Raw genomic sequence first — 13,767 nt, 5'->3', positions numbered from 1 at the left:
GGGCGGTGGGCGCCGCCGGGGCCGCCGCCGGGCGGCGGGGCGAACTCCGGGCGCAGCGTCGGGAAGAGGATGACCTCGCGGATCGAGTCGACGCTCGCGAGCAGCATCACGAGCCGGTCGATGCCGATGCCGAGCCCGCCGGTGGGCGGCAGGCCGTACTCCAGCGCGCGGACGTAGTCGAGGTCGATGTCGCCGGCCTCGGGGTCGCCGTCGCGCTTGGCCTGGGCCTCGGCCTCGAACGCCGCCATCTGCTCGACGGGGTCGTTCTGCTCGGAGTAGGCGTTGCACAGCTCGAACCCCGCGACGATCAGCTCGAACCGCTCGCTGTACGCCGGGTCGTCGCGGTGCGCCCGGGCCAGCGGCGAGACCTCGCGCGGGTAGTCGATGCAGAACACGGGGCCGACGACGTCGTGCTGGACGCGCTCGTCGTAGACCTCCTTCATCAACCGGCCCGCGCCCCAGCCCTGCTCCCAGGCGAGGCCGAGGCGGTCGAGGGCGGCGCGGGCGTCGGCGAGCGGCATCTCCGGGTGCATCACTTCGCCGGTCTTGTCGGCGATCATGTCGGCGAAGCGCTGCCGCGGCCACGGCGGCCGGACGTCGATGGCCTGGCCCTGGTAGTGGACGGTGAGGTCGTCCCCCAGCGCCGCGCGCGCCGCGGCGACGACCATGCCCTCGGTCAGGTCCATCATGTCGTGGTAGTCCGCGAAGGCCTGGTAGGCCTCGAGCATCGTGAACTCGGGGTTGTGCCGGGTGTCGACGCCCTCGTTGCGGAACACCCGCCCGATCTCGAACACCCGCTCCATGCCGCCGACGATCAGCCGCTTGAGGTGCAGCTCGAGCGCGATCCGCAGGTACATGTCGAGGTCGAGGGCGTTGTGGTGGGTGACGAACGGGCGCGCCGACGCCCCGCCCTGGATGCTCTGCAGCACCGGGCCCTCGACCTCGGTGAAGCCCGCCTCGGCGAGGTGGGTGCGGATGGCCCGCACCGCCGCGTGGCGGATCCGGAAGATCTCGCGGGTGCGCTCGTTGACCTGCAGGTCCGCGTAGCGCTGCCGGTAGCGGGTCTCGACGTCGGCCAGGCCGTGCCGCCCGCCGGCCGGCGGGCGCAGCGCCTTGGCGAGCAGGGCGCACTCCTCGACGCGCACCGAGAGCTCGCCCCGGCGGGTCGTCATCACCCGGCCGCGGACGCCGATCCAGTCGCCACGGTCGAGGTCGTCGAACGCCTCGTGGGCGTGCTGCCCGACGACCGCGGTGTCGACGAAGAGCTGGACGGGTCCGGTGCGGTCGCGCAGCACCCCGAAGCTCAGCCCGCCCTGGCGGCGCAGGCCGGTGAGGCGCCCGGCGACGTGCACCTCCTCGTCGGTGACGGTGTCGGGCGGCAGGTCGCCGTGCGCGGCCCGGACCCCGGCCAGGGTGTGGTCGACCGGCCAGCGGTAGGGCTCGGTCTCGCCGGCGGCCCGGCGCGCGGCCAGCTTCGCGGCGCGCAGCTCCTGCTGGCCGAGGTGGACCCCGGCGTCGGCGTGGGGACCAGGGTCGGGGGCGTCCTCGAGCTCGCGGGTCTCGGGGTGGGACGTCTCGGCGTCCATGTCAGCGCGCGCCCTCCTGCTCTCGCGAGGTGTCGTCCGTGGTCACCGCGGGCGTGCCCGGCTCGTCGTCGGGACGGCCCGCGATCGCCTCGACCACGGCGTCCCACCGCCGCCGGTCGCGCTCGGGGAAGCGGCGCCGGGCCCGCAGGGCCTTGCTCGAGCCCTCCCGGTAGCGCCAGCGCGCCCACGGCGAGGTGGGCCGGGCCAGGCGCACGGCGCCGATCAGCGAGAGGATCGGCACCAGCAGCCCGAGCAGGCCGAGCAGCGGCCGGCCCTTGAACAGCGCGACCACCGACAGCAGGCCGCCGACGACGATCGTGATCACGACGGCGACGACGCCGTCGTTGGTGTCGGAGTCGAAGGGGTTGGCCCCGACGACGAGCAGGGCCATCAGCGCGCCGACCACGAGCACGGCGTCGACGGAGACCCGACCCTCCCGCTCCCAGTACACGTCGGAGAGGTGCAGCCAGAGCGCGAACTCGTCGAGCGTCAGCGCGGCGCCCGCCCCGAAGGCCGCGGCGAGGACGTAGAGCCACGGCGGCTCCGGCTGGTAGGTGAACTCCCCGACCCCCGCCAGGAGCATGAGGAAGATGCCCCACACCAGGTGGTGGAGGTGCACCCCGCCCACCGACTGGTTGCGGAACGGGCCCTTGCCGGCCCGGATCAACCGCACGATCGCGCGGGTGACCACGAAGACGACGATGAACGACCCGAGCATCCACGCCGCGGCGGCGCGGTGCTCGATGTCGAGGGTGATGGTCACGGCACCTCCGCCGGTTCGGGCGCGGGAACGGCCGCCGCCGACGAGCGCGAGAGCGCCGCGGTGGCCGCGATCATGAGGGCGACGAGCACGGCGATGAGGACCCATTCCGGGCCGTCGGCGCGGACCTGCTCGGAGAGCACGACGACGCCCAGCACCGCGGCGATCACCGGCTCGCCGACGGTGACCGCGGGCAACGACGCGGCGAGCGGGCCGGCGCCGAACGCCGTCTGCTGCAGCAGCGTGCCGCCGACGACGGCGACCACCAGCGCCCAGGTCTCCCACGACGTCAGCAGCACGACCACGCCCTCGCCGAGGGCGTCGACCACCGACTTGGTCAGCGCCGCGACGAGCCCGTAGGCCAGGCCGGTGGCCACGGCGAGCAGCGCCGCCCGGCGGGGACCGCGGCGGCGCCCGGCCAGCAGCACGCACGCGAGGCCGAGGAGGACCAGGACGCCCAGCGCCGGCGCCCACGTCGCGAACGGGGCGCGGTCGAGCCCTGCGGTCGGTTCCCCGACGACCACGAACAGCGCGAGCGCGGCGACGAGCACCGCCGCCCAGCCGATCTCGGAGCGCCCGATGCGGCGGCCGGTGATCCAGGCCTCGAGCGGGAGCGCGAAGAGCACCGTGGTGACGAGCAGGGGCTGGACGAGCAGGAGGGCGCCGAACCCCAGGGCCACCGCCTGCACCACGAACCCGCCGGTGTCGCCGACCGTGCCCGCCCACCAGCGCGGGGAGCGCACCAGCCGGGCGATGAGGCGTCCGCCGCGGGCGTCGTCGTCCGGCACGTCGGCGGCGGCGCCGCGCTGGGCCACCGACGCGATCGCGAAGAGCAGGGCGGCCACGACCGCGAGCACGCCGGCGAGGAGCGTCACCGGTGCGCCCGATCGGCCGTCGTCACCCGGACAGTGCAACACCCGCTCGGCACGCAGCGCGACAGGATCTCGATCAGGCCACCCGATCGGTGCACGACGGTCCGGTTTCCCTGTCGCAGAAGTGACACCGCGTGCGTACGGATGCCGTCACGCTCCCGCGATGTCGCGTTCGGGAGGATGGCGGGCGATGCGCCCGATCGTCGCGGTGGCCGCCACCGCCGTCCCGGCCCTGGCCCTCGCGGTCCTCGGCAGCAGCCACCCCGCCGTGCTCACCCCGGAGTCGGCGCCCTGGTGGCGCGACCTGCACGTCATCGGCCTGGTGCTCTTCCCCCTGCTGGCCCTCGGGCCGTGGGCGGTCGTGCACGTGTCCCGGCCGCGCGGGGTGGCCGGATGGGTCCTCAGCACCGCCGCCGCGGTGCTCGGCCTCGTCTACGCGGCCTTCTACGGGGCGCTCGACGCCCTCGCCGGCATCGGCGGCGGCCACGAGACGATGGTGCTCGGGCCCGGCCCGTGGGTCGCGGCGCTGTTCGGGATCGCCGACGAGCTCGGCGTCTACGGGTCCTACGCCTACCTCGCGGCCTCGGTCCTGGCCGCGGTGCTGGCGCTGGTCCGCGCGCCCGGGGCGTGGCGGCTGCTCGCCGCGGTGGGGGCGCTGTTCGCCGTCGTCGGCGCCTGGTCGTTCCTGACCAGCCACATCTACTACCCCTACGGCGTCGCCACGATGGTCATGCTCGCGATCGGGCACACGCTGCTGGTGATCGCGGCGGCCCGCCGGTCGAGGCGGGCCGACCGGCGCCCGCACGAGCCTCGACGCCACGCGGCGGCTCCGCTTGCATGAGGACGTGCCTCCGCTCCGCCTGCGCGCGCTGCGCCACGCCCTGAATGTGCGGCTGACCCGCGCCGTCGAGCGGGGCGTCGCGGCCGCCGTCGGCGGGCGGTTGACGGCCGCAGAGGCCGAGGCGCGGTCCGGGCGCGCCGAGGTGGGCGAGCTCCGCCGAGCCGTGGAGGGCCTGCGGGCCGACATCGCGTCGCTGCGACACGAGCTGCACGCGCGCGAGATCCGCGACCGCCGCGACATGCTCGCCGCGGGCGAGCGGGACGCTGTCGCCTCGAGCGCGGCCTTCGTCCGCGATGCGATGCCCGGCGCCCGGACGTTCCCGCTGCCGGGCGAGACCCTCGCCCATGCCCTGGGGCTCGCCCCGCGCGGCGGCCTGGCGCTGGAGTTCGGCGTCTACTCGGGCACCACGCTGCGCGCGATCGCCGCGGCGCGCGGCGACGGCCGGGTGTACGGGTTCGACTCGTTCCAGGGTCTGCCCGAGGCCTGGCGGGCCGGGTTCACCACCGGCACGTTCGACGACGTCGAGCCCCCCGAGGTCCCCGGCGCGGAGCTGGTTGTCGGTTGGTTCGCGGACACGCTGCCCGGGTTCCTGGCCGAGCACCCCGGCCCGGTCGACCTGCTGCACCTCGACGCCGACCTCTACTCGTCGACGGCGACCGTGCTCGAGCAGGTGTGCCCGCGGCTGCGGCCCGGCTCGGTTGTGGTGTTCGACGAGTACCTCAACCACCCCGGCTGGGAGTCCGGCGAGCACCTCGCCTGGACCGAGTACGTGGCGCGGGCGGGCCTGACCTTCACCTACGAGGCGTTCACCCACGACAACGAGCAGGTCGTCGTCGTGGTCACCGGCGTCCCCGGCGCCGGGGCGGCGCCTGGCGCCGCGGACGGGGTGGCCGCGCGGCACGACGGGTAGCGCCATCGCCACGTTCCTCAGCGGCTGCCTGCGCCGCCGCCCGGTCCCGCCCGCCGCGCGCCGCCCGGCGCTCCGCACGGCGGTCCTGGTCGTGCTGACCGTCGCGGCGGTGGGGGCCGCCGTCGCGAGCGGCCCGGACCGCGAGCCCCCGGCGGTCCTCGCCTCGCCGGCGGCCCCGGTGTCCGCGGTGTCCGCGGTGTCGTCCAGGGCGCCGACCGACCCGCTGCACCCGGGCGCGGCCGCCCACCGGGGCGGCCGGCGCCCCCCGCTGCCCGCGGCGCCCGTGACCCCGGTGCCCGGGCGTGAGGACTGGGTGGATCTCGGGGTCGGCGCCGGCGACCCGTGCTGGACGCCGCCGGACGTGGGACCGCTCGTGGTGTGCGCCCGTCCGACGGCGGGCCCCCCGCGCCGCCGCGTCGTCGTGGTCGGCGACTCCCACAGCCAGCAGTACGCCGGCGCCCTCGAGGAGACCGCGCGGGTGCGCGGCTGGCAGGTGCTGAGCATCCTGCGCGGCGCCTGCCCGTTCTCGACGGCGTCGGAGACCGTGCCCGGCTCGCCGGGCTGCGTCGCCTGGAACGCGGCGGCGATCGCCGAGATCGTGCGGATGCGCCCGGACGCCGTCCTCACCACCGCGACCCGCGACGCCCGCCCCGGCCTCACCGAGTCGACCCCGCCGGGGTTCGTCGCCGCGTGGCGCGCGCTCGGTCGCGCCGGCATCCCCGTGCTCGCCGTCCGCGACAACCCCCGGTTCGCGACGGCGCCCGCCGCGTGCGTCGCCGCGCACGGCCAGGACGCCCCGGCGTGCGGTGTGCCGCGGGCCGCCGTCCTCGCCCCGGCCGCGCCCTACCGCCTGCTGCCCGACGTCCCGCCCACCGTGTCGTTCCTCGACGTCGGGGACTACCTGTGCGGGCCGGTCACGTGCCCGCCCGTCGTCGGGAACGTGCTGGTCTACGCCGACGACAACCACCTCTCGGCGACCTTCACCCGCACCCTCGCGCCGGTGCTCGCCGACCGCCTCGTCCCGATCGTCGAGCGGTAAGCCCCCTGTGTTCCGTGCCCCCCTCCGCCCCACCGGCACCTCCGACGAGGCACGATCACGGGGTGCGCACGGTCCATCGCTCGACGTCGCGGCGCCGCCCGCACCGACCGCACCGACCGGGCGCCGCCGCACCGGGTGAGGCCCGCGGGTGACCTCGACGGCACGCCCCGACGGCGCCTACCGGGCCGACCGGGCCGACGCCACCGCGCCCGCCAGGCCACCCGGGCAGGCGCCGGACCGGGCGCCGCGCCCCGGCTTCCGGCCCGAGGTGGAGGGGCTGCGCGCCCTCGCTTCGCTCCTGGTGGTCGTCTACCACGTGTGGGTCGGGCGGGTGTCCGGCGGCGTGGACGTGTTCTTCGTGCTCAGCGGCTTCCTCGCCGCGGGCCAGCTCACGCGCGCGGCCGAGCACGGCACGCTCGACGTCGTGGCCCGCTGGGGCCGCACCCTGCGCCGGCTCCTGCCCGCCACCGCGGTCGTGCTGCTCGGCACGATGGTCGCCTCGCTGGTGTGGCTGCCGCCGTCGCGCTGGCCGCAGACCCTCCGCGAGGTGGCCGCGTCGACGGTCTTCGCCGAGAACTGGCGGCTCGCCGCCGACGCCGTGGACTACTACGCCGCCCGCGACGCGGCCAGCGTCGTCCAGCACTTCTGGTCGCTGTCGATCCAGGGGCAGTTCGCGCTGCTCTTCCCGGTCGCAGTGCTCGCCGCCGTGGCCCTCGGCCGGCGGGCCGGCAGCAGCCCCCGCACCGCCGTGCTCGTGCTCGTCGCCGTGGTCACCGCCACCTCCTTCGTCTACGGCGTCGTGCTCACCGCGTCCGACCAGCAGCTCGCCTACTTCCACAGCGGCACCCGCCTCTGGGAGCTCACGGCCGGCGCGCTGCTCGCGCTCGCCGTCGACCGGCTGCGCCCGGCGCTCGGGCTGCGCGTCGTCCTCGGCTGGCTCGGGGTGGCCGGGCTGGTGGTCTGCGGGCTCGTGCTCGACGTCGAGGGCGGGTTCCCCGGCTACCTCGCGCTCTGGCCCGTCCTGTGCGCCGCGGCGGTGCTCGTCGCCGGCACGTCCGGGCACCCGGCCGCCGCCGACCAGCTGCTGGCCGCGCCGGCCGCGCAGTACCTGGGCCGGATCAGCTTCCCGCTCTACCTCTGGCACTGGCCGGTGCTGCTGCTCGCGCTGCAGGCCACCCACCGCGAGGAGCCGGGGCCGCTGCTCGGCGCGGCGATCATTCTGACGTCGCTCGTCCTCGCCGCGGCGACCGAGGCGCTGGTGGAGCGCCCGCTCGGGCGGCTCGCGGCCCGGCGTCCCGGCCGCGCGCACGGCTACCGGGTGGCCGTGGCCGCCCTCGTGCCGGTGCTCGTCGTCGCCCTGGGCTGGCAGGCGCTGACGACGGTGCTGGCGACCCCGCAGGGCCGGCTCGGCGACCCCGACCACCCCGGGGCGGCGATCCGCCAGCCGGGCTTCGCGTACCGCGGCGCGACCCCGGCGGAGCTGCTGCCGCCCGCCGTGGCGTCCTACGACGACTGGGTCTACTACAAGGACGCCGGCAGCGGGTGCACGTGGGAGCCCTACCCGGTGCTCGAGCAGTGCACCTACGTCGACGCCCCCGACCCCGCGGCGCCGGCGATCGTGCTCATCGGCGACTCGCACATGCAGCAGTTCCTGCCCGCGGTGGCGCCGGTAGCGCGCGAGCGCGGCTGGCGCGTCCTGACGCTCATCCGCGGGAACTGCCCCTTCTCCACGGGATCGGAGACGACCGGCGAGCCGGAGTGCGCGGCCACCAACCAGGCCGCGATCGAGCACGTGCGCGCGACACGGCCCGCGCTGGTGATCGCCGACGCGAGCCGCAACGTGCGCCGCGGTCTGACCGAGACCACGCCCCCGGGCTTCGTCGCGGCCTGGCAGGCGGTGGGCGCGGCCGGCGTGCCCGTGCTCGCCGTGCGCGACAACCCGCGCTTCGACGCCGCGCCCGCGAGCTGCATCGACACCTGGGGCCGCGGCGCCGCGAAGTGCCTCGTGCCGCGCGACGACCTGTACGCGCCGACCCTGGCCGTGCCGCCGGGCGGACTGCCCGCGAACACCTCGGTGCTCGACCTCAGCGACAGCATCTGCGACGACCGGTGGTGCCCCCCGGAGATGGGGAACGTGCTGGTCTACCTGGACGACAACCACCTCACCGCCACGTTCAGCGCCTCGCTCGCCCCCGTCGTCGGGCCGCGGGTCGCGGCGCTGGTCGACCGGTGAGCGAGACTGGCGGCGAGAGACCCGACCGACCCCGACCCGCATGGAGCCCCGGAGCATGACCGATGTCGCCACCCTGACCACCGCCCGCCGCGAGGAGCGGCCGGGCGACGGCGGACGCCTGGTGGTGGGCCGCGGCCTGTTCTCCGGCCCCACCCCCGAGGTGCCCGACGAGCTCTACGTCGAGGTCCTGCGCGGGAACGCCGAGCGGCGGCGCCACCACGTGCGCGTCGGGCCGTACGCCCACGTCGCCACCAACACCTACTTCGGCCGCTTCCCGGCGAGCTACTGGCAGCGCTGGACCACGGCCACCGAGGTGCGCTTCGAGGGCCGCACCCGCGGCGCGGGCCGGCTGCTGCTGCGGGCCTCGGACACCAACGGGGTGCCCCGCACGCTCGCCGTGCACGACGCGCAGGCCGAGGACGTCGCCCTGTCCGCGCCGCTGGACCGCTTCCTCGACGGCGGCGGGCTCTGGATCGAGATCGTCACCGACGACGCCGAGCTGGTGCTGCACGACGCCCGCTGGACGGTCGCGGCGCCGGCCACCGACCGCGGCGCCTCGGTCGTGGTGTGCACCCACAACCGCGCCGACGACTGCGTCGCCACCCTCGAGGCGCTCACCGCCGAGCACGACGTCACCGCGCTGCTCGACGAGGTCGTGGTCGTCGACCAGGGCACCGACCGGATCGACACCCGCGACGGGTTCGCCGGCGTCGCCGCCCGCCTCGGCGAGCGGTTCCGCTACCTGCCCCAGCCCAACCTCGGCGGGTCGGGCGGGTTCACCCGGGGCCTCTACGAGGTGGTCTCGGCGGCGCCGCGCGACGTCGACGTCCTGTTCATGGACGACGACATCCGCTGCGAGCCGGAGGTGGTCGTGCGCCTCGCCGCGTTCGGCCGCTGCGTGGCCGACCCGACGATCGTCGGCGCGCAGATGCTCAACCTGCTGCACCCGACCCAGGTGCTCGCGGGCGCCGAGTACGCCGTGCTCACCGACCTCTCCAACGGCCACGTCAGCCCGGGCGCGTCCGGCGAGTCGGACGTGACCGCCCACTTCCCCGACGGCACCAAGAACGTGCAGGACCGGCGAGTCGACGCGGGCTACACCGGCTGGTGGTCGTGCCTGATCCCGTCCGAGCTGGTGGCGCGCGCGGGCTACCCGCTGCCGCTGTTCTTCCAGTGGGACGACGTCGAGTACTGCTACCGCGCCCGCGCCCACGGCGTCCCCACCGTCACGCTGCCGGGCGCCGGCGTGTGGCACGCGGACTTCCCGTGGAAGGACTGGGACGACTGGCACCGGTACTTCAACCTCCGCAACGCCATGATCACCGCGGCGCTGCACTCGCCGTTCCCGGCGCGCCACGTCGCCGGGGTGCTGGCCGACCTGCTCGGTCGCTACCTCGTGTCGATGAACTACGGGCTCGCCGCGACGCTCGTCGCGGCGGTGGAGGACTTCCTGGCCGGCCCGGGCGTGCTCGACGACGGCGGCGTCGCGGCCGTCGCGCGGGTGCGGGCCCTGCGCGCCGGGCACGGCGAGACCGTCGCCCACCCCGTCACGGCGGCGCCGGACATGGGCCCGACCGACATGGAGATCGTCCGCAGCGGGCCGGAGCCGACCCGCACCGGGCTGGTCATGGCCAAGCGGCTCGCGCAGCAGCTGCTGGGGCGCACGCCGCACCACGCCGGCCTCGTCGGCGCGGGCGAGGCCCACTGGTGGCACGTGGGGCTGTTCGACCGTGTCGCGGTCACCGACGCGGGCCAGGGCGGCGTCCGCGTGCGGCGCCGTGACCCGGCGGCGCTGAAGGCCCTGGGCCGCGCCGGCGCCCGCGCCCTTTGGCGCCTGACCCGTGAGGGCGACGCCGCCCGCGAGACGTGGCGCGCCGCGGCACCGCGCCTGACCTCGGCGGACAACTGGACGCGGCTGTTCGGGGAGCGTCCCTAGCCGCAGGCCGGGCCGTCGAGCGGCGGGCAGTCCTCCGAGACGCGGTAGTAGTCGAGGAGCTGGCGGGGCGTCAGCGGCGGCACCCGGCCGGTGCGCTCGGCGAGCACGTACAGCATCGCCAGCGTGCGCGTGCCACCCCACCCGTCGCCCACGGCCCTGACGTCGAGACGGCCGGTACGCAGGTCGGCGTCGAGACGCTGCAGCGTCGTGGTCTGGGTGCCGCCGGGGTCGACGGGGAACGGCCAGTCGCGCGGCAGGGCCACCGCACCCGCCGCGATCTCCCCGCGCCAGCCGGCCACGGCGCCCGCGGGCACCGCCACCAGGCTCGCGACGGCGACGGCGAGCACGACCCGGCCCGCGACGAGGACCCCGCGGCGGGGCGCGGCGGCGACCGCCCGGACCAGCGCGTCCACGGCCACGCCCGCGAGCAGGGCCACAACCGCGACGGCGACGACGACCCGCCGAGCGCCGGGGACGCCGCTCGAGACCGCGTAGAGCGCGAGCGAGGCGAGCCCGACGGCGGCCCAGGGCCACGTGGGCCGCGGCCGCAGCGCCACGCCGGCCACCGCGCCCGCGAGGAGCACCGCCGCGGCGAGCGCGCTGCCGAACAGGGGCAGCTCGGCGACGTAGTAGTACGACGAGCCGGACACGAACGCGTAGTCGGCGAGCTGGCGGAGGTGCTCCCCCACCGCGCCCGGGTCGGCGCCGGCCCGGCCGCCGCCGGTGACGACGATGCCGCCGTTGCGCCACCACAGCAGCGGGACGAACAGCACGGCGAGCCCGAGCGCCAGGCCGAGCACGGCCCGCGCCCCGTCCCGCACGCCGCGGACACGTAGCACGGCGGGGAGCAGCACGACCGCGGCCACCGCGAGCCCGGCCGTGTAGCAGGAGACCGCGACCCCGGCCAGCGGCAGGCCGAGCCACCACCAGCGCGTCCGCGAGGTCGCGGCGTACACGGCGGCCAGGCCGGCGACGACGTCGAGCGGGGTCTCGATGCCGACCCAGGCGAGCATCGCGACGCCGGGCACCACGACGGCCAGGACGCCGGCCACGGCGCCGGCGGGGCGCCCGCATGCCAGCCGGCGGCGCGCGACGAGGTACACCACCGCGGGCAGCAGCGCCGTCGCCGCGGCCTTCCACTTGCGCGCGTAGAGCAGCCCGTAGTCCGGGTCGAGGTGCCCGGCGAGCCAGAAGAACAGCTGGCCGCCGACGTTCGTGCTCCAGATCGACGGCTGCCAGCCCAGCCGCAGGGCCAGCGCGTCCCGGTGGGAGATCGACGCCTCCTCACCGGTGATGACCCCCTGGGCGGAGGCGCCGGCGGCCAGCCAGTGGAACCACACGAGGGCCACGGCGACCAGCAGGACGGTCACCACGACGTCGCCGCGGCCCCAGCCGTGCGGTGCCCGCGGCGCGGGCGACGGGTGCGACACCGCCGCGCGCAGGGGCACGGTGCCGGCCGTCGTCGTCATCCCCGGGGCGCCCGGGTGACGTAGAGCCGCGAGCCCCAGCGCGGCCCCGCGGAGGTGTCCTCGTCCGCGGCCAGGACCTCGGCTCCGCAGGACGCGACGAGGGCCCGCACCTCGGCCTCCGGGCTGCCGTGCATCTCCATCCCGCGGCGCAGGCGCCGGGCCACCGGCACGGGCAGCAGGCGCAGCGCCAGCCCGGCTGCCGTGGGCGCGGGGGCGGTGGGCAGCTGGAACACGACCAGCCCGCCGGGCCGCACGACGTGGTAGAAGGCGCGGATGTACTCGTGCGCGAGCGCGGTCGGCGTGTGCTGCAGGACCCGGCAGGTGTAGACGAGGTCGGCCGAGCCGGGCTCCACGACGTCGAGCTCCGGTCCGGTCGCGAGCCGGAAGTCGCACGCCGGGTCGTCGACGATCTCGCGGGCCTTCTCGAGCATCGTCGGGGAGATGTCGAGGCCGACGACCTCGGCGAACCCGGCCGCGGCGAGGCCGTGGCTCAGGCGCCCGGCCCCGCACCCGAAGTCGACCGCGCGGCCGCGCTCCGGCGCCGCCCCGAGCTCGGCCAGCCGCGCGAGCAGCGTGGTGACCTCGGCGGCGCCGGTGGCGAGGAACTCCGCGGGCGACCAGCCGCCGCCCGCCTTCTCGCGGTCGGTCAGCACCGCCCACATCGGATCCTCGCGCCCCAGGCGCGTCCACGTCTGCGAGACGTCCTCGATCCCGTCGCTCGGGTGGGTGGCCAACGGTTCCTCCGGCGGAGTTGTCGGGCCGCGGGGTCAGCGCCCGGCAGCCTTGGCGAACACGGCGTCGTAGGCGTCGAGCACGGCGTCGACGCTGTAGCGCGCGGCCGCCGCACCGGCGCCGGCCCCGGCGTCGGGCGGATCGTCGCGCAGGCGGGCCAGGGCCGTGGTCAGACCCGGCACGTCCCGGGGGGCGACGACCACGCCGAAGCCGGTCTCCTCGACGACCGTGCGGACGCCCGGCAGATCGCTGACCAGCGCGGGGACACCCGCCATCATCGCGACGACCTGCACGATGCCGAACGCCTCGAAGGCGTTGACCGAGGGCAGGGCGAACACGTCGATGGAGGCGTAGAAGTCGTCGAGGTCCTCCTCGGGTACGAACCCGAGCATCGCGATCCGCGGATCGTCGCCGATGTGCCGGCGCACGCGCTCGACGACACTGCCGCCCGCCACGTCGAGGAAGTCCCCGCCGATGAGCAGACGGGCGTCGGGGTCGTCGAGGGCGAGGAACGCGTCGACGAGGTACTCGACGCCTTTTTCCTCGACGATGCGACCCAGGAAACCGACGTGCAGGCCATCACCGCGCCGGAAGGCCGGCCGGCCGGGACCACGCGGCGGGCAGGGCGGCGGCACGGCGACCATGCGCCCGTCGATCGCGGGCCACAGGCGACTGTGTCGCGCGTAATCCTCGCTGGAGACGACCGCGGCCACCGAACGGCGCAGCGCAGCGCCGCTGGAGAGGTCGATCGCCCGGTGCTGCGCCCCGTTGACGACGCGCCGCACGAGCGGGCCGTCGCCGGTGGGCAGGGAGACGTCGCAGTGGTAGGTCGACACCACCGGCACCGGCGACAGCCGGGCCAGCAGGCCTGCCTCCACCAGCGGCAGGTGCAGGTTAGCCACCGTCGATCTCGCCATCTCCCGCAGCGCGAGCCGCGTGAGGTTCAGGCCGATGGTGCCCTTGCCGACTTTGGCCAGCACCGGGGCACGCACCACCCGTACGCCGTGGACGACCTCGTGGGTCGGCAGCTCCGGGTCGTGCTTGGACGCCACCACGCACACCCGCCACCCGCGGGCTGCAAGACCTTCGGCGAGGTCGCGCGCGACGTTGGTCAGCCCGGAGACGTACGGGCTGTAGTAGGTCAGGACGATGCAGAGGTCGTTCCGGAGGTCGCCGTGCTGGTCGGGCTGCGCGTCGCCGTCCATCACCCTCCTCCGGCCCCTGCCTGTCCGATCTGGTCACTGTAGAGGGGACGGGAGAGGCGACGACCCACGGGCGCGCCGGGGCGACCCCGGACGTGCCCCGGACGTGGCGGGCCGGCGCGAGGCCCCGAGTCGTGCCGTGTGGTCGCCGCGCGCGTCGGCGTTGCTACCGTGCGTCATCCGACCG

The 13,767-nt window shown here is 76.2% G+C and carries 11 protein-coding genes; 5 read left to right on the top strand and 6 right to left on the bottom strand.

All coding sequences use genetic code 11. The features are described 5' to 3' along the window. The 3 genes from lysS to ABD994_RS23095 form a co-directional block, all read right to left on the bottom strand. The coding region (lysS, locus tag ABD994_RS23105) for a lysine--tRNA ligase (RefSeq protein ID WP_345420807.1) at positions 1-1,586 on the bottom strand (1,586 nt) is incomplete at its 3' end. 1 nt (position 1,587) lies between these two features. Next, positions 1,588-2,349: a hypothetical protein gene (locus tag ABD994_RS23100; protein WP_345420804.1), complete on the bottom strand. Its 762-nt coding sequence runs from the start codon at positions 2,347-2,349 to the stop codon at positions 1,588-1,590. Next, the gene (locus ABD994_RS23095; RefSeq protein WP_345420801.1) at positions 2,346-3,221 is read right to left on the bottom strand and encodes a DMT family transporter; all 876 of its coding nucleotides are present in this window, start codon (positions 3,219-3,221) and stop codon (positions 2,346-2,348) included. The genes ABD994_RS23100 and ABD994_RS23095 overlap by 4 nt, the downstream gene beginning before the upstream one ends. A gap of 187 nt (positions 3,222-3,408) precedes the next feature. Here ABD994_RS23095 and ABD994_RS23090 point away from each other — a divergent pair, with 187 nt between their 5' ends. From ABD994_RS23090 to ABD994_RS23070, 5 genes are all read left to right on the top strand, one after another. Further along, complete coding sequence (locus tag ABD994_RS23090; RefSeq protein WP_345420799.1) at positions 3,409-4,059, top strand: hypothetical protein; 651 nt, start codon at positions 3,409-3,411, stop codon at positions 4,057-4,059. Between the two features lie 4 nt (positions 4,060-4,063). Then, complete coding sequence (locus ABD994_RS23085; RefSeq protein WP_345420796.1) at positions 4,064-4,969, top strand: class I SAM-dependent methyltransferase; 906 nt, start codon at positions 4,064-4,066, stop codon at positions 4,967-4,969. A 91-nt stretch (positions 4,970-5,060) separates the two neighbouring features. Further along, positions 5,061-6,008, top strand: coding sequence for an SGNH hydrolase domain-containing protein (locus tag ABD994_RS23080; RefSeq protein ID WP_345420793.1), 948 nt, complete (start codon positions 5,061-5,063; stop codon positions 6,006-6,008). Between the two features lie 148 nt (positions 6,009-6,156). Next, positions 6,157-8,241, top strand: coding sequence for an acyltransferase family protein (locus ABD994_RS23075; protein WP_345420790.1), 2,085 nt, complete (start codon positions 6,157-6,159; stop codon positions 8,239-8,241). Between the two features lie 55 nt (positions 8,242-8,296). Then, on the top strand, positions 8,297-10,177 hold the full coding sequence (locus tag ABD994_RS23070) for a glycosyltransferase (RefSeq protein ID WP_345420787.1): 1,881 nt from the start codon (positions 8,297-8,299) through the stop codon (positions 10,175-10,177). Here the strand turns inward: ABD994_RS23070 and ABD994_RS23065 are convergent. The 3 genes from ABD994_RS23065 to ABD994_RS23055 are packed head-to-tail and all read right to left on the bottom strand — an operon-like array spanning position 10,174 to position 13,583. After that, a complete protein-coding gene (locus ABD994_RS23065; RefSeq protein ID WP_345420785.1) occupies positions 10,174-11,646 on the bottom strand; it encodes a hypothetical protein in 1,473 nt (490 codons plus the stop codon). The two genes, ABD994_RS23070 and ABD994_RS23065, sit on opposite strands and share 4 nt — an antisense overlap. Further along, positions 11,643-12,380 carry a class I SAM-dependent methyltransferase gene (locus ABD994_RS23060; protein WP_345420784.1) on the bottom strand — a complete coding sequence of 246 codons (738 nt, stop codon included), beginning with the start codon at positions 12,378-12,380 and terminating at the stop codon, positions 11,643-11,645. Before ABD994_RS23060 ends, ABD994_RS23065 begins: the two co-directional genes overlap by 4 nt. A 33-nt stretch (positions 12,381-12,413) precedes the next feature. Continuing rightward, on the bottom strand, positions 12,414-13,583 hold the full coding sequence (locus tag ABD994_RS23055; protein WP_345420782.1) for a glycosyltransferase family 4 protein: 1,170 nt from the start codon (positions 13,581-13,583) through the stop codon (positions 12,414-12,416). Between the last annotated feature and the right edge of the window lie 184 nt (positions 13,584-13,767).

The organism is Actinomycetospora chlora (genome assembly GCF_039542135.1).
Lineage (GTDB): Bacteria > Actinomycetota > Actinomycetes > Mycobacteriales > Pseudonocardiaceae > Actinomycetospora > Actinomycetospora chlora.
Note: the sequence above shows the minus strand (reverse complement) of the source record. Positions and strands in the feature narration are given on the sequence as shown.